The organism is Mesorhizobium humile, assembly GCF_033977215.1.
GTDB classification, from domain to species: domain Bacteria; phylum Pseudomonadota; class Alphaproteobacteria; order Rhizobiales; family Rhizobiaceae; genus Mesorhizobium; species Mesorhizobium humile.
On record NZ_JAVIIV010000026.1, the window covers coordinates 46,907 to 64,833 of the forward strand.

General features: G+C 64.4%; 19 protein-coding genes. 9 read left to right on the plus strand and 10 right to left on the minus strand.

What is annotated here, in order from left to right; genetic code table 11:
- Positions 1–28: 28 nt before the first annotated feature.
- Genes RFM52_RS28430 through RFM52_RS28440 form a run of 3 tightly spaced genes read right to left on the minus strand, consistent with a single transcriptional unit; the run spans position 29 to position 3,770 of the window.
- A complete protein-coding gene (locus RFM52_RS28430) occupies positions 29–949 on the minus strand; it encodes an NAD(P)-dependent oxidoreductase (protein WP_320293419.1) in 921 nt (306 codons plus the stop codon).
- Positions 946–2,157 (minus strand): mandelate racemase/muconate lactonizing enzyme family protein, encoded by a 1,212-nt coding sequence (locus tag RFM52_RS28435; protein ID WP_320293420.1) that lies wholly within the window; start codon positions 2,155–2,157, stop codon positions 946–948. Before RFM52_RS28435 ends, RFM52_RS28430 begins: the two co-directional genes overlap by 4 nt.
- Positions 2,154–3,770, minus strand: coding sequence for a GMC family oxidoreductase (locus RFM52_RS28440; protein ID WP_320293421.1), 1,617 nt, complete (start codon positions 3,768–3,770; stop codon positions 2,154–2,156). Before RFM52_RS28440 ends, RFM52_RS28435 begins: the two co-directional genes overlap by 4 nt.
- 188 nt (positions 3,771–3,958) lie before the next feature.
- Here RFM52_RS28440 and RFM52_RS28445 point away from each other — a divergent pair, with 188 nt between their 5' ends.
- Positions 3,959–4,354 (plus strand): acyl-CoA thioesterase, encoded by a 396-nt coding sequence (locus RFM52_RS28445; protein ID WP_320217521.1) that lies wholly within the window; start codon positions 3,959–3,961, stop codon positions 4,352–4,354.
- A gap of 116 nt (positions 4,355–4,470) precedes the next feature.
- Positions 4,471–4,674: a hypothetical protein gene (locus tag RFM52_RS28450; RefSeq protein WP_320293422.1), complete on the plus strand. Its 204-nt coding sequence runs from the start codon at positions 4,471–4,473 to the stop codon at positions 4,672–4,674.
- Positions 4,675–4,844: 170 nt separating this feature from the next.
- On the opposite strand, the gene RFM52_RS28455 is transcribed toward RFM52_RS28450, so the two are convergent.
- Positions 4,845–5,213 carry a winged helix-turn-helix transcriptional regulator gene (locus RFM52_RS28455; protein WP_320293423.1) on the minus strand — a complete coding sequence of 123 codons (369 nt, stop codon included), beginning with the start codon at positions 5,211–5,213 and terminating at the stop codon, positions 4,845–4,847.
- A gap of 90 nt (positions 5,214–5,303) precedes the next feature.
- Here RFM52_RS28455 and RFM52_RS28460 point away from each other — a divergent pair, with 90 nt between their 5' ends.
- From RFM52_RS28460 to RFM52_RS28480, 5 genes are all read left to right on the plus strand, one after another.
- Positions 5,304–5,909 carry an NADPH-dependent FMN reductase gene (locus RFM52_RS28460; protein WP_320293424.1) on the plus strand — a complete coding sequence of 202 codons (606 nt, stop codon included), beginning with the start codon at positions 5,304–5,306 and terminating at the stop codon, positions 5,907–5,909.
- 196 nt (positions 5,910–6,105) lie between these two features.
- Positions 6,106–6,471 (plus strand): avidin/streptavidin family protein, encoded by a 366-nt coding sequence (locus tag RFM52_RS28465; RefSeq protein ID WP_320293425.1) that lies wholly within the window; start codon positions 6,106–6,108, stop codon positions 6,469–6,471.
- Between the two features lie 348 nt (positions 6,472–6,819).
- On the plus strand, positions 6,820–7,368 hold the full coding sequence (locus RFM52_RS28470) for a winged helix-turn-helix transcriptional regulator (RefSeq protein ID WP_320293426.1): 549 nt from the start codon (positions 6,820–6,822) through the stop codon (positions 7,366–7,368).
- The gene (locus RFM52_RS28475; protein ID WP_320293427.1) at positions 7,365–8,459 is read left to right on the plus strand and encodes an HlyD family secretion protein; all 1,095 of its coding nucleotides are present in this window, start codon (positions 7,365–7,367) and stop codon (positions 8,457–8,459) included. The genes RFM52_RS28470 and RFM52_RS28475 overlap by 4 nt, the downstream gene beginning before the upstream one ends.
- 7 nt (positions 8,460–8,466) lie before the next feature.
- Positions 8,467–10,029 (plus strand): DHA2 family efflux MFS transporter permease subunit, encoded by a 1,563-nt coding sequence (locus tag RFM52_RS28480; RefSeq protein WP_320293428.1) that lies wholly within the window; start codon positions 8,467–8,469, stop codon positions 10,027–10,029.
- 46 nt (positions 10,030–10,075) lie between these two features.
- On the opposite strand, the gene RFM52_RS28485 is transcribed toward RFM52_RS28480, so the two are convergent.
- From RFM52_RS28485 to RFM52_RS28510, 6 genes are all read right to left on the minus strand, one after another.
- Complete coding sequence (locus RFM52_RS28485) at positions 10,076–11,371, minus strand: glucoamylase family protein (protein ID WP_320293429.1); 1,296 nt, start codon at positions 11,369–11,371, stop codon at positions 10,076–10,078.
- Positions 11,372–11,494: 123 nt separating this feature from the next.
- Positions 11,495–12,805: a hemolysin family protein gene (locus tag RFM52_RS28490; protein WP_320293430.1), complete on the minus strand. Its 1,311-nt coding sequence runs from the start codon at positions 12,803–12,805 to the stop codon at positions 11,495–11,497.
- A gap of 167 nt (positions 12,806–12,972) precedes the next feature.
- Positions 12,973–13,680 (minus strand): LssY C-terminal domain-containing protein, encoded by a 708-nt coding sequence (locus RFM52_RS28495; RefSeq protein ID WP_320293431.1) that lies wholly within the window; start codon positions 13,678–13,680, stop codon positions 12,973–12,975.
- A 66-nt stretch (positions 13,681–13,746) separates the two neighbouring features.
- Positions 13,747–14,556 carry an extensin-like domain-containing protein gene (locus tag RFM52_RS28500; RefSeq protein ID WP_430699216.1) on the minus strand — a complete coding sequence of 270 codons (810 nt, stop codon included), beginning with the start codon at positions 14,554–14,556 and terminating at the stop codon, positions 13,747–13,749.
- Between the two features lie 159 nt (positions 14,557–14,715).
- Complete coding sequence (locus RFM52_RS28505; protein WP_320327889.1) at positions 14,716–15,762, minus strand: extensin-like domain-containing protein; 1,047 nt, start codon at positions 15,760–15,762, stop codon at positions 14,716–14,718.
- A 75-nt stretch (positions 15,763–15,837) separates the two neighbouring features.
- On the minus strand, positions 15,838–16,263 hold the full coding sequence (locus RFM52_RS28510) for a DUF3775 domain-containing protein (RefSeq protein WP_320293434.1): 426 nt from the start codon (positions 16,261–16,263) through the stop codon (positions 15,838–15,840).
- 178 nt (positions 16,264–16,441) lie between these two features.
- Here RFM52_RS28510 and RFM52_RS28515 point away from each other — a divergent pair, with 178 nt between their 5' ends.
- Positions 16,442–16,978: a tetratricopeptide repeat protein gene (locus tag RFM52_RS28515; RefSeq protein ID WP_320293435.1), complete on the plus strand. Its 537-nt coding sequence runs from the start codon at positions 16,442–16,444 to the stop codon at positions 16,976–16,978.
- A 262-nt stretch (positions 16,979–17,240) separates the two neighbouring features.
- Positions 17,241–17,714 (plus strand): transcription elongation factor GreA, encoded by a 474-nt coding sequence (gene greA, locus RFM52_RS28520; protein WP_027168132.1) that lies wholly within the window; start codon positions 17,241–17,243, stop codon positions 17,712–17,714.
- The last annotated feature ends 213 nt before the right edge of the window (positions 17,715–17,927 follow it).

The window sequence follows — 17,927 nt, forward strand, 5'->3', positions numbered from 1 at the left end:
TGAAATGGCTGGCTAAATTTTTGCCGGATTACAGTTCCAGCTTGGCTGGGAAGCCCGGCGCGCGAAGCTCCGTGCCGACCGCGTCTTCCAGCAGCTTGACGATCTTGGTCGACCAGGCATCGCCGCCATAGGCGCGCTTGCCCTCCTCGAAGATCGCGTTGACGCGTGACGCGAGATCGAGAGGCGCGCCGAAATCCCTGCCCATCGCGAGCGCGAAGCCGAGGTCCTTCAGCGCCAGGTCCATGGTGAAGCCGATGTCGTAGGAACCGTTCAGAATGAGCTGGCTCTCGGTCTCGTGGACGAAGCTGTTGCCGGAAGAGGCGGCGATGGCGTGATAGGCCTGGGCGAGGTCGAGCCCGCCCCGTTTGGCCAGCATCAGCGCCTCACCCGCGGCGACCAGATGGATGAAGGCCAGCATGTTGGTGATCACCTTGATCACCGCCGCCGAGCCGACCGGTCCCATCAGGAACGACTTCGCGCACATCGCCTCGATGGCCGGGCGATGGCGTTCGTAGAGCGCGGCGTCGCCGCCGACGAGCGCGGTGATCCTGCCCGCCGCCGCCAGATGCACGCCGCCGGTCACCGGGCATTCGAGCGTCTCGATGCCTTTTTTCGACGCAAGGGCGGCGAGCCGCAGGATCTCGTCGCGGCCATTGGTCGACATCTCGATCCAGGTGCCGCCGGCGGGCAGGCCCTGGAGCAATCCGTCGGGGCCGGCGAGCACCGCTTCACTGACCTTCGGCGAGGGCAGGCAGGTGATCGCATTGCCGGCACGGGCGGCCTCGGCGGGGCTCGCCGCCGCCGTGGCGCCGAGCGCGACGAGACGCTCGACCGCCGCCGGGTCGCGGTCGAAGACCGTGACGGCAAAGCCGTTGCGCCGCAGGCTGGCGGCAAGGTTGCCGCCAAGATGGCCAAGGCCGATGAAGGCGTAAGCGAGGCGCGCGGTCACGGCATCAGCGGCGTCTGCATCATCTGCAGATGCAGGTCCTTGCCGCTATAGGGATGGGCGTCGCAGACCTCCTCGTTGAGCTCGACGCCGAGGCCAGGCTCCTTCGACGGGATGACGTTGCCGTCCTGCCATTCGATCTTCTTCTTGAGCAGTTTTTCGTGGAAACCGTCCCACTGCCTGAGCGATTCCAGGATGAGGAAGTTGGGCAGCGTGACGGCAAGCTGGATGTTGGCTGCGCCGACGATCGGGCCGCAATAGCAGTGCGGCGCCACCTGGATGTGGTAGGCCTCGGCCATGGCGGCGATCTTCTTGGTCTCCAGAATGCCGCCGGAGCGGCCGAGATCGGGCTGCAGGATGGTGGCGGCGCGGTTCTCGATGACGCGGGCAAACTCGAACTTGGTCGTCAGCCGTTCGCCGGTGGCGATCGGAATGGACGTGCCGCGGGCGACTTGCGCCATTACCTCGGGCATGTCCGGCGGCACCGGCTCCTCGAACCAAAGCGGATCGTAGGGCTCGATGGCGCGCGCCATGCGCAGCGCGCCCGATGCGGTGAACTGGCCATGCGTGCCGAACAGGATGTCGGCGCGCGTGCCGACCGCCTCGCGGATCGCCTTGATCATGCGCGCCGACAGATCGATGTCGATCAGGCGCGGCTGGTGGCCGTCATAGGCGGTGTAGGGTCCGGCCGGGTCGAGCTTCACGGCGTTGAAGCCCTGCTCGACATATTCGAGCGCGCAGGCGGCGGCCATGTCGGGGTCGTTGTAGACGTTCCTGCCGCGTGCATCCTCCGAATGGACGCTGCCGGTGTGCGGATAGAGATAGGTGTAGGAGCGCAGCGTCTCATGCACCTGGCCGCCGAGCAGCTTGTAGACCGGCTTGCCGGCCTCCTTGCCGACGATGTCCCAGCAGGCCATTTCGAGCGCCGAGAAGCAGCCCATGCCGGAGACGTCGGGGCGCTGGGTGAAGCCGGACGAATAGGCGCGGCGGAAGAAGTTCTCGATGTCGTGCGGATCGCGGCCGACGAGATAGCGTTCGGCCATGTCCTCGATCATCCTTGCGGTGACGTGCGCGGAGAAGGTCGCGTTGTAGGCTTCGCCATAGCCGACCACGCCGCCATCGGTGGTGAGCTTGACGAAGATGAAATACTTGCCGCCGATGCCGGGCGGCGGGTTGCCGACAACCCAGGTCTTCACATCGGTGATCTTCATGTGTGGTCCTCCAGAACCAGGTCGGCGCCTTTCCATCCGGTCAGGATCGAGGCGGCGTTGGTGTTGCCCGTGATGTTGTCGGGGAAGATTGAAGCGTCGATGACGCGCAAGCCGTACAGCCCGTGAACCCTCAGCCGCGGATCGACCACGGCGCGCGACGCGTCCGGCCCCATGCGGCAGGTCGAGACCGGGTGATAGACGGTGCCCGAGCGCTTCCTGAAATCCTGGATCAGGTCGGCGTCCGACTGTATCGAGGGGCCGGGCAGAACCTCTTCCTCGATGATCTCGGCCATGGCCGGCATCGCGGCGATCCTGCGCACGAACTTCACCGCCGCCAGCATCTCGTCGACGTCGGCATTGGTCGAATAGGCGTTGGGGGTGATCCTCGGATAGTCGCGCGGATTGTTCGAGCGGATCATGATCTCGCCGCGGCTCGATGGCCGGCAGTTGGACAGGCCGATCGAGAAGCCCGGCCAGGGGTCGGGCGTCAGGATAGGACGCTCGCCGCTCTTCGGGATGACGGTCGAGAAGGCCTGGAAATAGAGCTGCATGTTCGGCCGCGTCATCGACGGGTCGGTGCGGAAGAAGCCGCCGGCATTGTTCATCGACAGCGACAGCGGACCAGAGCGCAACAGGATGTACTGCATGCCGACGAGCAGCTTGCCCCACCACGGCCGCAGGATCTGGTTGAGCGTCGGCAGCTTGCCTTTAAAAGTGTAGTTGATGCCGACATGGTCCTGCAGATTGGCGCCGACATTGTCGTTGGCGTGGACGACCGGGATGCCGAGATCGCCGAGCAGTGCCGCGGGGCCAACGCCGGACAGTTGCAGGAGTTGCGGCGAGTTGACCGCGCCGCCCGAAAGGATCACCTCTCGGCCGGCGCGCGCGGTCTTCTTCTGCCCGTTCTGCTCATATTCGACGCCGACGGCGCGCTTGCCCTCGAACAGGATCTTCGTCGCCAGGGCATTGGTCTCGACGCGGACGTTGCCGCGTTTCATCGCCGGCCGCAGGAAGGCGCGGGCGGCGGACATGCGGCGGCCGTTCTTCGTCGTGATCTGGTAGACGCCGACGCCTTCCTGGGAGGCGCCGTTGAAGTCCGGATTGAGCGGCAGCCCGGCCTGCTGGCCGGCGGCAAGATAGCGCTTGGTCAGCGGGTGCACCGCGTCGGTGCAGTCGGTGATGTGCAAGGGGCCGCCGACGCCGCGCCACTGGTCGGCGCCGGCCGCATTGTCCTCCATCGCCTTGAAGGAGGGCAGAAGATCGTCATAGGCCCAGCCGGGATTGCCGGCGGCGGCCCAGGCGTCGAAATCCTCGCGCGCGCCGCGGATGAAAACCATGGCGTTGATCGAGCTCGAGCCGCCGAGCAGCTTGCCCCGCGGCCAATGATCGGCATTGCCGGCGAGGCCGGGATCCGGCTCGGTCTTGTAGTTCCAGTTGACGGCCGGGTCGAAGAAGGTCTTGCCGTAGCCGAGCGGCATCTGGACATAGAACCTTTGATCGGTCCCGCCGGCCTCCAGCACCAGCACCGAGAAGCGACCCGACGCCGACAGCCTGTCGGCAACGACCGAACCGGCCGAACCGGAGCCGACGACGATGAAATCATAAGTCTGCATGGTGGAAGGAAGGGCTCCGCGATGTCGGGCTTACCCTAGACATTGCCGGCTCGCGGCGTCGCCGTGGCTTCCGGCATGGCTTGTGAAAAAAGCGACCGGCGACGTGGCGCACATTTCGCTTTCAGCAGAGCTTGCGACATGGCAGTCGCATTGCTACGCAACAGCAACTGACCTCCAAGGATTTCGCCATGGTGCATTACGCGGACGGAAAACCCCTCGGCGATCTCACCTTGAGGACGCTCGCCATGCCCTCCGACGCCAATGCCGCCGGCGACATCTTCGGCGGTTGGGTGATGGCGCAGATGGACCTTGCCTGTGGCATCCGCGCCGCCGAGCGTGCCAAGGGCCGCGTGGTCACCGCCGCGGTCAAGGAGATGTCCTTCGCCAAGGCGATGAAGATCGGCGATACGCTGTGCATCTACACCCATGTCGAGCGTGTCGGCCGCACCTCGATGGTGCTCAAGGTCGAGGCCTGGGCGCAGCGCTACCTTTCCGACCTGATGGAGAAGGTCACCCATGCCGATTTCGTCATGGTGGCGCTCGACGGCGAAGGCAAGCCGAAGCCGGTTCCGGCCGAGAGCTGACGGGATACCGATTCTCCCAGGTTGGCCGTTTTGTAACAACGCCCGCGCGGGAGATGCGCTTCGCGACATCCAATGGTTGCCTTCGCGCCCCAGTTTGTGGGCGCGGGGGAAAGACAATGCGTCAACACATGCTGAACGGCTGGCTCGTGGCAGCCCTTATTGCTCTGGTCTGCCTGCTCGGCATAACGGCCTATATGGAGGTCAGGAAAGACCTTCCACGCGTCGCCTGCATGCCGGATCACGCGGTGGCCGGCAAGAGGGTCGCGCAATCGGAAAGCTGCTCGACGGCGTGCTGCGGCAGCACCGCTCCAAGCGCCTGATCGGTGGCCGGCTAAAGACGGTCATCCTTGTCGAGGCGGTTGCGCGGAGACGCAGGCGAGGCTGGCGGCGTGGCCGCGGCGGATCCGATCAAAGCCAAAACGCGAGACAGGGCCGGCACCGAGCCGCACGGTTCATCCAATGGTTCAGAAACCATTGAACTACAAGGGTTTCAGGCCTGCTGGCTGTCGAATTTCGCGCGCGCTTCGCGGACCCGATTGGTGTTCTTGCGCGCCCATTCGCCAAGCGCGCCGACCGGCACGAGTAGTTCGTGGCCGAGCTCTGTCAGCTCGTAATCGACACGCGGCGGAATGGTCGGAAACACTTTTCGCGTCACGAAGCCATCGCGTTCGAGACCGCGCAAGGTGGTGGTCAGCATCTTCTGCGAAATGCCGCCGACGGCGGCGCGCAATTCGTTGAAGCGCAACGCCCCGTCGCCCAGCTTGCCGACGACGAGGACGGTCCATTTGTCGCCGACCCGTTGCAGGATCTCCGACACGGCACGGCAGTCCTCGGTGATGTGCGGGTGCCTCAGTAACAAAAACGTGCCTCCTTGCGCGCCGATTTGTCAGTATCACATATAGCGCCGGTATCCAAACGATACCAGAAATTCCCGCAAGGAGAGCCCCTTATGTCCAAACCCAAAATCGCCATTGTCGTCGGTTCGACGCGCGCCGCCCGCTTCGCCGACGTGCCGACGCAGTGGATCGCCAAGATCGCCAAGTCGCATGCCGATATCGACGTCGAGATCGTCGATCTGCGCGACTGGCCGCTGCCCTTCTTCGACGAGGTCGCTTCCTCCGCCTGGGCGCCGTCGCAGAACGAAGTGGCGCAGCGCTGGCAGAAGAAGGTCGCCGAGTTCGACGGCTTCATCTTCACCGCCGCCGAATACAATCACGCTCCGACCGGTGTCCTGAAGAACGCCATCGATTACGCCGCCAATGAATGGAACAAGAAGCCGGCTGGTTTTGTCGGCTATGGCTCGGTCGGCGGCGCGCGCGCGGTCGAACAGCTCCGCCTGATCGCCGTCGAGCTGCAGATGGCGCCGGTCAAGTCGGCCGTTCATATCGCCTGGGGTGATTTCCTTGCGGTGCGCCAGGGCGAGAAGAAGCTCGAGGACCTCGAGCACCTGAACCAGTCGGCCGCAGCACTCGTCAACGACGTCGCGTGGTGGGCCAAGGTGCTGAAGGCGGCCCGCGCCGCCGACGCGATCGCCGGCGAAGCCCAGGCCGCCTAAACGGTCGGTAGAGTTTATCCTCCCAGTGGAAAAGGGGCGGTGCCAGCACCGCCCCTTTTCAATTTGCGGGAACCAAGCTGCCTGCCTTGCTTGGTCCCGGCCACGTTTTGGCGGTCACTTGACCGCCCGGAACGGCGCGTTAGATGCAGGCCCGAATCCACCGAAGACGAAGACGATATAGTCGTGGAGGAGCGGAATGCCTTGGCTTGGCAGATGGCGTAATCAATATGGGTCCGTCCTCGACATAACCGGCGAGGACGGCGGCCGGATCGAAGGCACGTTTCGCACAGCGCTCGAAGACAGCAGCTTCTATGGACAAACGGTGCCGATACTCGGCATCGCACATGGCGATGTGATTGGAGTGACGGCCGCCGGCGAGGGTACGGCCGGCCCCGCCGCGGTGAGCTACACCGGCATATTGCGGGACGGCAAACTGGAGACGATGTGGCTGACGGTGGCGGGCAGCACCATCACCGGCAAGGAGGGCGAAACCGCTTCCCGCAAGCAAGTAGGAACCTGGCGCGCCTTCGGCACCAGCCTCGACACCTTCGTCCGAGAATAGCCAAACAGCCAGCAGGCACTAAGCGCCGTCCTCGCGCTCCGCTATCGCGCGATCGTTGTTGGCGATCAGTTCGCGCCTCTGCGGCATGTACATGCCGAAATTTGCGTGATGTCTACGCCAAGCCTTTTGATCGCCAGGAATGGCGCCATCGTCCGCATCGTATGGCTGACCAAGCCGTCTCTCCGCTGACTCAATCTACGCGATGAAACCTCATGCTTCTCCGGCAGGCCCTGAGGCGCCGCTCATGACTCTGTGTCGGCCCAGATCCCAAGTCGCGCTGTTTGGTGACTTGCATTATGCAACTAACTAGGCTAGTTGTGACTTGCATCTTGATAGTGAGTAACGAAAATGGTTGCCAGGACAAGCTTCGAAACGCGCCCATGCCCCATAGCCCGCAGCCTCGACGAGGTCGGCGAGTGGTGGAGCATCCTGTTGTTGCGCGACGCCTTCCAGGGCCTGACGCGCTTCGACCAGTTCCAGAAGAGTCTTGAAATCGCCCCGAACATCCTGACGCGGCGACTGAACAGCCTGGTCGAGCGCGGGCTGTTCGAGAAACGCGCCTACTGCGAGCGGCCGCTTCGTTATGAATATGTGCTGACGGCCAAGGCCCGCGATTTCCGGCCGGTGCTGCTTACGCTGCTTGCCTGGGGCAACAGGCATCTGGCGCCCGAAGGTCCCAGCCTTGTCGTGGTCGACACGGCGGATGGGCGCTGGGCCGATCCCGTTCTGGTCGATCGGGAGACCGGCAGGGAGCTCGACGGCGGTGGCTTCACCATGGCGACAGGACCCAAGGCGAGCGACCGCATGCGGCAGCGCTACCGCTTCAGCAGCGAGGGCTCGGGCCTACCGCTTGTGGAGAACGCTGCTGGCGGCGAGGAAGAGGCGAGAAGCAGATGAACAAGGCTCTTTCCCCGGCCGAATTGCAGGCCTCCGTCGTTGATGTCCCGAAGCCGGCCAGGAAGCGGCGCAAGCCGGTGCTGCTCGGCGCAGCACTGATCGCGATCGCTGCCGCCGGATGGTACGGCGTGGAGTGGTGGCAGGCCAACCGCTTCCTGGTGACGACCGACGATGCCTATGTCGGCGGCAACGTCACGCCGCTCGCGCCGCGCGTCGCCGGGCATATCGACCAGGTGCTCGTCGAGGACAACCAGCATGTCAACGCCGGCCAGCCGGTCATCCGCATCGACGACAGGCCGTTCAAGGCGGCGCTGGAACGCGCGCAGGCATCGGTGCAGCAGAAGCAGTCGGCGCTCGACAACCTGCGCGCCCAGGTCTCGCTGCAGAACTCGCTGATCGAGCAGGCCAGCGCCGATCTCGAGGCCAAGAGCGCCGCCGCCGCGTTCACTGCGCAGGATGCCAAGCGCTACGCGGTGCTTGCCAGCGCCAGGACCGGCTCGCAGCAGGATGCCCAGAAGAGCGCCGCGGCCGACGGCCAGGCGCAGGCATCCGTCGCCGCCGCGCGGGCCGCGCTCGCCGCATCCAGACAACAGCTCGATGTCCTCAGCACCCAGATTTCGGAAGCGACCGCGGAAGTCGCGGCCGCCAGGGCGGATCTCGACACCGCTCAGCTCGACCTCGGCTTCACCGAAATCCGCTCGCCGATCGACGGCATCGTCGGCAACAGGCTGGCGCAGGTGGGCAGCTATGTCTCGCCGGGCAGCTACCTGCTGACAATCGTTCCCGCATCGGGCCTGTGGGTCGACGCCAATTTCAAGGAAGACCAGTTGCGCGCGATGGCCGATGGACAGGCAGCCGCCGTCTATGCCGATATCGCCCCCGACCGGCCGCTCAAGGGCCATGTCACCAGCCTGGGGCCGGCCACCGGAGCGATCTTCAGCGTGATCCCGCCGCAGAATGCGACGGGCAACTTCACCAAGATCGTCCAGCGGGTGCCGGTCAGGATCACGATCGACGCCGACCAGGCGGCCAAGGTCGCGCTGCGGCCAGGCCTGTCGACTGTCGTCACCGTCGACACCGGATCGCATTGACGGCGCCATGTCAGCGCCGGCCGCCCCGCAATCCTTCTTCGCCAGCATCCTGCCGTTCATGGTGATGTGCGTGGGGATGTTCATCGCGCTGCTCGACATCCAGATCGTCGCCTCCTCGCTGCAGGATATCGGCGGCGGGCTGTCGGCCGCCCAGGACCAGATCGGCTGGGTCCAGACCTCCTATCTGGTGGCGGAGATCATCGTCATCCCGCTGTCGGGCTGGCTCACCCGCGTCTTCTCGACGAGATGGCTTTTCACCATCTCGGCGGCCGGCTTCACGCTGGCCAGCATGCTGTGCGGTTTCGCTTGGAACATCGAAAGCATGATCGTGTTCCGGGCGCTGCAAGGGCTGCTCGGCGCTTCGATGATCCCGACGGTATTCACCTCGTCCTTCCACTATTTCCAGGGCCCGAGGCGCGTCTATGCCGCGGCGGTCGTCGGCAGCATCGCCTCGATCGCGCCGACGCTCGGCCCCGTCATCGGCGGCTGGATCACCGACACCTTGAACTGGCACTGGCTGTTCTATGTGAACGTCGTTCCCGGCGCGATCATCACGGTCCTGGTCGCGCTGCTGGTCAGGATCGACAAGGCCGATCCGTCCTTGCTGAAGGGCGCGGACTATATCGGCATGGCGCTAATGGCGGTCAGTCTCGGCACGGCGGAATACGTCCTGGAGGAGGGTTCGCGCTGGAACTGGTTCGACGACGCCACGATCCGCAACGGCGCCGTCGTCGCCGTGGTGACGCTGGTTCTGTTCGTCGTGCGCAGCCTGACCTATGCGCAGCCGGTGGTCGACTTCCGCGCCTTCGGCAATCGCAACTTCGCCATCGGCTGCTTCCTGTCCTTCATCACCGGCATCGGCATCTTCGCCACGATCTACCTGACGCCGCTGTTCCTCGGCTATGTGCGCGGCTACAACGCGCTCGAAACCGGACTGGCGGTGTTTTCCACCGGCGTCGCCTCGATGGTGGGCGTCCCGGTCTACATCTTCCTCGCCAAGCGCTTCGACACGCGCTGGCTGATGATGTTCGGGCTGGCGTCCTTCGGCGCGTCGATGTGGAGTTTCAGCGCCATCACCAGCCAGTGGGGCTCCGCCGAGCTCCTCATCCCGCAGCTGTTCCGCGGCTTCCCGCAGGTCTTCGCCGTGGCGCCCAGCGTCAATCTCGGGCTCGGCAGCCTGCCGCCGGACCGGCTGAAATATGCCAGCGGGCTGTTCAACACGATGCGCAATCTCGGCGGCGCGGTCGGCATCGCCATTTGCGGCGCGATCCTCAACAACCGGACCAACTTCCATTTCCTGACGATCGCTTCGCACCTGACGCCGCAGAACGAAGCCGCCATGCGCATGGTCGACACCGTGGCGCAGCGCTATGGACAGTTGCCCGGCGCCATCGACGACGGCCACGCCGCCGCGCTGAAGCAGCTTTGGCAGCTCGCCTATCGCGAGGCCTCGACGATGGCCTATGCCGATGCGTTCCTGGTCATCATGGTTGCGTTCGTCATCGCCACGGCGCTGGTTCCGTTCCTGCGCAACGTGACGCCGAAGGCGCCGCCGCCGGACGCGCATTGAGGCCGCCGTTGCGATAAGGTGTGGATCGGCATTGCTGTGCTTGCACCTACAGCCAGCCGCCCGAAAATCCGGCCCGCCGCAGGCCCGTGGCTATAGCCGGCACGCCGCGCATCAGTCGCCACAGGAAGTCCGACCGGTAATTCTCGATCATCAGCGCGATCGGCCCCTGGTTGATGCCGACATGGTCCGGCGAGACCCAGCCGCAGGGCCGGCCGCCAGCGTCGGCAATCGTCGGGTTGAAGCTTGCGGTGAAGCCGTAGGGATTGCCGTCATGCAGGTCGATCTCGTGGAAGTAGCGCAGCGTCGGTAGCACGATCTCCGGCGCAAAAGGCAGTGATGCGATCGCCGCCCAGGGCGACAGCGTGCCGTCATCGGGACCGAAAGGCGCGCCGCGCGCCAGGTAAGTGAAGAAGCGGCGCCCGCCGGCCCGGCTCTGTTGCGGGCCCGGCCCGTCGCTGGCCGTGATGCCCCAGCAATTCTCGCCGTAGCCGACGAAGCCCTTGGGGTTGCGGATGGCATAGTCGCGCTGCAGAAAGGTCGCCTGGCGGCTGTTCTCGAAATAGTCGCTGCCGACATTGCGCATGAAGGCGTCGCGAATGCCGCGAAAATCGATCCAGATATGCGAGAACTGGTGGATGAAGAGTGGACCGGCATAGGCTAGGTCCCGGCCGTAGATCTTCTTCCATTTGTAGCTCGACAGCCAGGCGGCGTAGCTTTCGGGCGGCAGCGGAAAAGTCGGCGAGCCGAGGCCCAGCATGTAGAGGATCAGCGCCTCGTCATAGCCTTCCCAACGGTAGCGCAGGAAGCCTTTTCCGGGCCGCCAGCCATGGGTGACGGTGGCGCCGCCATTGAGCGCCCAGCTCCAGTCGGCGCGGCGGTAGAGCGCATCGGCGAGCCGGCGGATCTCCAATTCGAACTCGTCGTCGGCATCGAAATAGGCGCCAGCCGTCAGGGCACCCGCAAGCAGAAGCGCGGTATCGATGGTGGACAATTCGCAGTTCCAGACGCGGCGTCCGGTCCGCATGTCGAGGAAGTGATAATAAAAACCCTTGTAGCCGGTGACGTCGGGCTCCGGCCCGTGCGGCGCGTTCCAGAAGAAGCGAAGCGTGGCGAGCGTCCGCTCGACCGCGGCAGAGCGCGTCATGAAACCGCGCTCGACGCCGACCGGGTAGGACGACAAAGCAAGGCCGACGGCGGCTATGCTGGCCGGCGATGCGGCGGTGTTGCGGTCGGCGACCAGGCCGTTGACCGGGTTCGCCTCCTTCAGAAAATAGTCGAAGGACAGGCGCTGGATGTCCGAAAGAAGCTCGTCGTTCAGCGCGTGGTCGCTCGATGCATCCATGGTTGCCGATATAGACGCTTTTGCAGCGCTTCAAAGCTTTCTGGCCAGTCAATCCTAAGTGAGGAAAGCGAAGCTTGACGGCGGCGTCAACCGCCCCATGCCAAGTCGGGCATTGCCGGATGGTCAGCGCGCCACCGGGCGATGGCCGTCGGGCAGGCGGGTGGCGATCAGCTTGTCGATGCGGCGGCCATCGAGGTCGACCACCTCGAAACGCCAGCCTTGCGCGTCGACGCATTCGCCGGTGGTCGGCAGATGATGCAGATGCGACAGCACATAGCCGGCGACAGTCTCGTAGTCGCGGTTCTCCGGCAGGTCGATGCCCAGCACCTCCGCCATCTCGTCGGCCTGCATGTAACCGGCAAGCAGCCAGGAGCCGTCATCGCGCTTGACGGCGTTTTCTTCCTCGCCGGCCTCGAGGTCGGAGCGGAAGACGCCGGTGATGGCTTCGAGGATATCGGCCGGCGTGACGATGCCTTCGAAATGGCCGTATTCGTCATGGACCAGCGCCATCGGCACGTCCGATTCCCTGAGCTTCTGCAGCACGTCGAGCGCGTCGGCCTGGTCATGCACGATGGGGGCGACGCGCACATGCTGGCGCGGATCCAGCACCCTGCCGGCGAGAAGGGCGGCCAGCACGTCGCGCGTCTGGATGACGCCGACCATGGCGTCGACATTGCCGTCGCCGACGGGCAGGCGCGAGTGCTGGGTATCCATCAAAAGCTTTCGAACCGTGGCTTCGTCGGACTGCAGGTTCAGCCAGTCGACCTCGGTGCGCGGCGTCATGACGGCGCGCACGGCGCGGTCGCCGAGGCGCATGACGCCGGCGATCATGCGCCGCTCGTCGGATTCGATGGTGCCGTGATGCTCGGCCTCGGCGACAAGCATCTTGATCTCCTCGTCGGTGACCTTCTCTTCCGCTTCGCCGGCCTGGCCGAGCAGCCACAGAACGGCACGGCCGGAGAGGTCGAGCAGGAAGACGAGCGGCGCCGAGATGGTTGCGAGGATGGTCATTGCCGGCGCGGCCCTGACCGCGACGCGTTCCGGGTCCTTGAGCGCGATCTGCTTCGGCACCAGCTCGCCGACGATCAGCGAGGCATAGGTGATGATGGCGACGACAATGCCGACGCCGACGGGGTCGGCGATGTTTTCGCGGATACCGGTCGACGTCAGATATTGCGCCAGCCTTTCGCCGAGCGTCGCGCCCGAGAACGCGCCCGAGAGAACGCCGACCAGGGTGATGCCGATCTGCACCGAGGACAGGAACTTGCCGGGATTGGAGCCGAGCGCCAGCGCGCGACCGGCACCCTTCACGTTGCGGTCGATCATCGCCTTGAGGCGGGCGGGCCGCGACGAGACGATGGCAAGCTCCGACATGGCCAGAAGGCCGTTCACCAGAATGAGGACGGCCACGACGGCGATTTCAACATAAAGCATGGGCGGTCAATAGCATTGCTGCAGCGCATTCGAAAATAGCTTGCCGGTATTTTTGGAAGATGACAGGCGCGTGTTCAAGCCACATCCCAGATCGGCGCCGAGAAATGCCCGACAAGCGCGTCGACGACGACGCGCACCTTCGGCGTCAGCTCGCGCGTGAGGCGCCGTCACTGCAGCGTCTTCAAAACGCCGATCACGGCCATGCCGTCGGTGAAATAGGGATCGCCGCCGCCGTTGCGTCCGGTCTTGGTGGCGCCGATCCCTGGTATTCTGCTGGTCGAGGCCAGCAGACCGGCAGCATCCAGGTCGCCGATGAGGAAATCACGCTCGGCGTCGATGTCGGGCCCGATGTGATGCGTGATCGCGCCCGTATCGTGGCTGAGACCGACGCCCCGGTCGAAGCTCGCGGCGCCCAGCCAGAGCGGGCGGCCGTCGTCGCCGACGGTATCCGTCTCCCAGAAGCGGACGTGGTGGCGCCGGTCGGCGCTGTCGCCGACGGGCTTTTCGAAGGCAAGGTCCTGGGCGCGGCCCTCGAACAAAAGGCGGCTCATCGGCGCATCGGGGTAGGGGCGGGAAAACAACACACTTTCGCCGATGTCGATCGCGGTCCTGAGGGTGACGGCATCGGCCGTATCCCAGCCGGCGACGGCGAAGGCGTGGACGACCTCCTTTTCGGTGCCGACCAGGCCAAGATTGATCGGATCGCCGGGAATGCCTTGCGGCGTGTGCGTCACCATCTCGAAGGGCCGGGTGCGGAAGCCGCGCTCCCGCCAGGTCCAGAATTCCGGCGCGGCGACATAGGCGAGCGTCACGTAGAAGGCGAAAAACGCCGCCAGCCAGATTGCCGCGCGCCGCTTCAGGCTTCGCTCACCCACAGCCGACCGCTCCCAAATCCACGGGCGACCATTTTATGCGGTGTTGGCCGTTTTTGGCAGAGAGCCTCAGCGACAGGCGCGATAACCGCTTTTGCGGTTCTTGATGTCGAAATGGAAATGGTTGCGGTGGTCGTAATTGTAGCCGGGGCCGAGCACGGTGGTGAAATACTCGCAGCCGTCGGCGCGAACGTTGTTGAGGAAGCCGCGTGTGCGGAACGCGAAGAGGCCGGGCTTGCGGACGTCGATGTCGTCGCCATTGTTGAGCTCGATGCTCATGACGTCGAGGGCGTTGCCCTTGCCGTGTTCGGAGAGCACGCCTTCGCCGGCTATGTTGCGGCAGGAATAGCTGGAACCCTGGTGAATCGCCTTGACGCCGGAGAAATAGCGCCAGCGGGCGGCCGGCTGCAGCTCGTTTTTCGTCCAGGCGGCGAAGGTCGCGGCCATGTTGCAGGTCAGCGTTGCCGCCGGCGTCATGGCGACGCTGCCGATGGCCGAGACTTTTACGGGGAAATCGATGCCGCACTGGCCTTCATGGATCGGCTGGACGTCCTGATAGACGACGCCCATCCGCTTCAGCTCGTTGCGGCAGTCGATCTCGCTGGCAGGCATCTGCTCGACCGGCGACATCGGCTCATCCATGCGCGGATAGGCGGCCTGGGTCATGTAGGGATTGGACGGAACGAGGCGCTGCATGCCGGCATATTGCGGCGCGTCGGGCTGCGGCACGGCTGCCGTCTGGCTGCCGACATCGACGGCCGGCTGCAGCGCAAAGACGTCGCCGGTCGTGCAGGCCGATATCGTCGCGATGGCTGCGCCCGCGGCCAGTCCGGCGACCGTGACGCGCGCACGTTTGTTCCGTTGCGCCAAGCCAAGCATAGCGCCAAGTCTTCGAGCCATCGAAAGGCGTCCTTGTCCCCGAATGGCACAAGGTTAACCCTCAACAGTAAAGGAAAGATCAGCGCCGGCATTCACGCATGGGGCGGAATTGCGGCGCTGATCTTGCCAGGGAGCGACTCGAAACTTTCGAGATCATGCTTACTGGCAGAAAGTGCCGCCGTGGCGGCGCGGCTCCAGGTCGAAGTGGAAATGCAGCGCATGGTCAGGGTCGGCGCCCGGCCCAAGCACCGTCTTGAACGGCCCGCAGGCAGCCTTGCGCACCGCGTTGAGGAACTTCGCGTCCTTGTCCGGCGGCGCCGGCGCAACCTCGATCTTCCTCCCGTCCGACAAGGTGAAGCTGGCGATGTCGAGCGCGTTGCCGAAAGCGTGTTCCGACAGTTTGCGCGTGCCGTTGCGGGGCCGGCAGACAAAGGCTGAGGCCTGGTTGATCGATTTCAGGTCGGCGCCGAGCTCGGCCTTTGCCGTGGGCTGGACGACATCGGCCATGAAGCGCGCCGCTGCCTCGGCCATCGGACAGTTGAGCTCGGCGCCGGAATCGATGCCGATGGATTTGCCCAGTGTCCTTATGACCACAGGGTAGGGGATCGAGCAGCCGATCTCGGGATCGTGCTCTGCCTTGTGCTCCTCGAACTCGACGCCGAGCGCCTTCAAGCGCTCGCGGCATGCGGTTTCCTCCACCGGTATCTTGTCGGCCGGCATCTCGGCGGAACGCGGATCGGGAAGCATCTTTTCCTCGCCCGGCGCTTCGGGTTTCTCGGGCGGTTGCGGCGCGGTTTCCGGCGGCTCGGGCTCCAGTTCGGTGGGCTTCTGCGGGGGCGTGGGCACGACATCCGGCGTCTGCGGCTCGGATTCCGTCTGAGACTCGGATTGAGCGCCTTTCGAACGCGGTGGGCGGGCGTCCCATTTCGGATGCGACTTGTCCTGATTGAGGAAGTCGTCATTGCTGTGGAGGCGAGGTTTGCCCTGTCCGGACTTTTCAGCGCTGTTTTCCAGATCCTGCGGACGCGAACCTGGGACCGGTGTCGCCGCCGGCGTTTCCGGAGCCGGAGCGGCGCTTTGGCTGGTCGGCGGCAGGTGCCCCTTATGCCGGTGATGATGCTTGGCTGTGGCCGGCGTGACCAGCAGCATGGCAGCCGCCACAGGCAGCGCCAGTCTGTAAAGTCGCGAAAGGCTCAGCGTTGCCATCGCCCGGAAACGACGGTCGCGTTGCGAAGTTGCCTGCAAGATCCGCCTTGCCGATCACAATCGGTTACCGGCGCGTTACGCGCCGATGGCTTCAAGGCCTTCCTCCAGCCAGTCGGCAAGCATAGGCAGGCCGAGCAGATATTTGGCGGCGCGCTTCCTGGGTCGTTCCCTGGCAGCGGCCACCGCATCCGCCCATTCGGATGCGTCATAATCGCCGCGTCCGACCCAGGCGAGCGCGATCAGCTCGGCGGCTTCGTCGATATTGAGATCGTTGATCAGCTCGCGGAATTCCTCCTCGGTGAGGTCTTCCGAGGCTTCCTCGACAAGGCCGTCATGGTGGTGGCTGGCATGCGCGTCGCCGTCGAATTCGACCTCGTGCTCGGCGCCGTCGTCATAGTCCTCGTTGACGGCGGCGCTCAGCGCCTTCGCCTTGAGGATGAACAGGCGAACGGTGTCGGGATCGATCGAAAGATCCCACTCCTTCTCGAGGCGCTGCTGCACGGTCCTTCTCCACGTGATGCGCTTGGCCCCGATGATAGCTGAATTAAAGCGCGCGTCACGTCCGCAGGCAGCGGCTTCCTTCCGGCCGTCCAAAATAGTTCGGCAGCCGCTCGCATTTCGGGATGAAACCGCGCCAAGGCGGCGTTAATCTGGCATTGTCACCCTCATGGAGGCTTCGATGCGCAGACGTTTGCTTGTTCAGGTCATGGCTATTGCGGCGCTGCCGCTGTTCGTAGCGCCGGCTTTTGCAGCCGGTGAAAGCGGCAGCAGCGGTGGACAGACGACCACCACCTGCAAGAAAGGCGAGGTCTGGGACAAGAAGAAGAACAAATGCGTGAAGCCGCAATATGGCATGCTGGATGACGACAGCATCTATGAAGCGGGCCACGATCTGGCGATGGCCGGGCGCTATGACGAGGCGATCTCGGTGCTGACTTTAGCCGCCAACAAGCAGGATCCGCGCATCCTCAATTATCTCGGCTATTCGCATCGCCATTCGGGCCGCGTCACTGTCGGCCTCGGCTATTACGAGGAAGCGCTGCGTATCGACCCGAACTACACGCTGGTGCGCGAATATCTGGGCGAAGCGCATCTGCAGATCGGCGATCTCGCCGGCGCCCAGCAGCAGCTTAACGAGATCGAGAAGCGGACCGGCAAGGGCTCGCGCGAATACGGCATGCTGTCCGAGCAGATCGATCATTTCCTGAGGAGCTGATCGAGCTTCGACATTCCTCGAACCGGCTGTGAGCAATCGCAGCCGGTTTCTGTTATCCGCCGCCGGCCAATGGCCCGCGAAAGCGGTGATCATTTTGCCGAACTTCAATTTTTGGGCGTGAAAATCGCGCAAAGATCGCTATATTCAGCGAAATTGTGGTGAGACGGTTCCGTTAGCCCGAGGCTGCCGGACCGTTTTCTTTTTGTACCCATTGACAAGGTCCCTCCCGAAAACGGGGGTGGCGGCTGGAAAGGTCAGGCATATGATCAAGGTCCCGATGACAGGCGAGGGGTTCGCGTCATTGAAGGAAGAACTTCGCTGGCGTCAGCAGGAGGAGCGGCCTCGCATCATCGAGGCGATCTCCGAAGCGCGCTCGCATGGCGACCTGTCCGAAAATGCCGAATATCACGCGGCCAAGGAGTCGCAGAGCCACAATGAAGGCCGCATCAACGAGCTCGAGGACCTGATCGCGCGGGCCGAGGTCATCGACGTCTCCAAGCTTTCCGGCGACAAGGTGAAATTCGGCGCGACCGTCGTGCTGGTCGACGAGGACACCGAGGAAAAGAAAACGTACCAGATCGTCGGCGACCAGGAAGCGGACGTGAAGTCCGGCCGCATCTCGATCTCCTCGCCGATCGCGCGTGCGCTGATCGGCAAGGAAGTCGGCGACGCCATCGAGGTCAATGCTCCGGGCGGTGCTCGGGGGTACGAGATCGTCCAGGTGCAGTTCATCTGAGGGCCTTCTGATAATTCTACTCCGGCGGCCGACTACAGCGCCGCGCGTCCTTTAGGACGCGCAAAGGACGCTGTAGCACTTTGGTTTGCGCATGATCCTTTCCGAAAATCGGGTGCGATTTTCGGGGTCATGCGCCGGCAGCTTTCTGCGCTTCCGGTGCTCACGTACTTTAAGTACGCTCCGCTCCGGCCTTCGCCGGCCGAAGCCCTCATA

What these genes read in the sequence shown, in the direction of transcription:
- RFM52_RS28435 (WP_320293420.1), bottom strand. Translation starts at nt 2,157, where the DNA reads ATGAAGATCACCGATGTGAAGACCTGGGTTGTCGGCAACCCGCCGCCC.
- RFM52_RS28440 (WP_320293421.1), bottom strand. Translation starts at nt 3,770, where the DNA reads ATGCAGACTTATGATTTCATCGTCGTCGGCTCCGGTTCGGCCGGTTCG.
- RFM52_RS28445 (WP_320217521.1), top strand. Translation starts at nt 3,959, where the DNA reads ATGGTGCATTACGCGGACGGAAAACCCCTCGGCGATCTCACCTTGAGG.
- RFM52_RS28450 (WP_320293422.1), top strand. Translation starts at nt 4,471, where the DNA reads ATGCGTCAACACATGCTGAACGGCTGGCTCGTGGCAGCCCTTATTGCT.
- RFM52_RS28460 (WP_320293424.1), top strand. Translation starts at nt 5,304, where the DNA reads ATGTCCAAACCCAAAATCGCCATTGTCGTCGGTTCGACGCGCGCCGCC.
- RFM52_RS28465 (WP_320293425.1), top strand. Translation starts at nt 6,106, where the DNA reads ATGCCTTGGCTTGGCAGATGGCGTAATCAATATGGGTCCGTCCTCGAC.
- RFM52_RS28470 (WP_320293426.1), top strand. Translation starts at nt 6,820, where the DNA reads ATGGTTGCCAGGACAAGCTTCGAAACGCGCCCATGCCCCATAGCCCGC.
- RFM52_RS28475 (WP_320293427.1), top strand. Translation starts at nt 7,365, where the DNA reads ATGAACAAGGCTCTTTCCCCGGCCGAATTGCAGGCCTCCGTCGTTGAT.
- RFM52_RS28480 (WP_320293428.1), top strand. Translation starts at nt 8,467, where the DNA reads ATGTCAGCGCCGGCCGCCCCGCAATCCTTCTTCGCCAGCATCCTGCCG.
- RFM52_RS28485 (WP_320293429.1), bottom strand. Translation starts at nt 11,371, where the DNA reads ATGGATGCATCGAGCGACCACGCGCTGAACGACGAGCTTCTTTCGGAC.
- RFM52_RS28490 (WP_320293430.1), bottom strand. Translation starts at nt 12,805, where the DNA reads ATGCTTTATGTTGAAATCGCCGTCGTGGCCGTCCTCATTCTGGTGAAC.
- RFM52_RS28500 (WP_430699216.1), bottom strand. Translation starts at nt 14,556, where the DNA reads ATGCTTGGCTTGGCGCAACGGAACAAACGTGCGCGCGTCACGGTCGCC.
- RFM52_RS28505 (WP_320327889.1), bottom strand. Translation starts at nt 15,762, where the DNA reads ATGGCAACGCTGAGCCTTTCGCGACTTTACAGACTGGCGCTGCCTGTG.
- RFM52_RS28515 (WP_320293435.1), top strand. Translation starts at nt 16,442, where the DNA reads ATGCGCAGACGTTTGCTTGTTCAGGTCATGGCTATTGCGGCGCTGCCG.
- greA (WP_027168132.1), top strand. Translation starts at nt 17,241, where the DNA reads ATGATCAAGGTCCCGATGACAGGCGAGGGGTTCGCGTCATTGAAGGAA.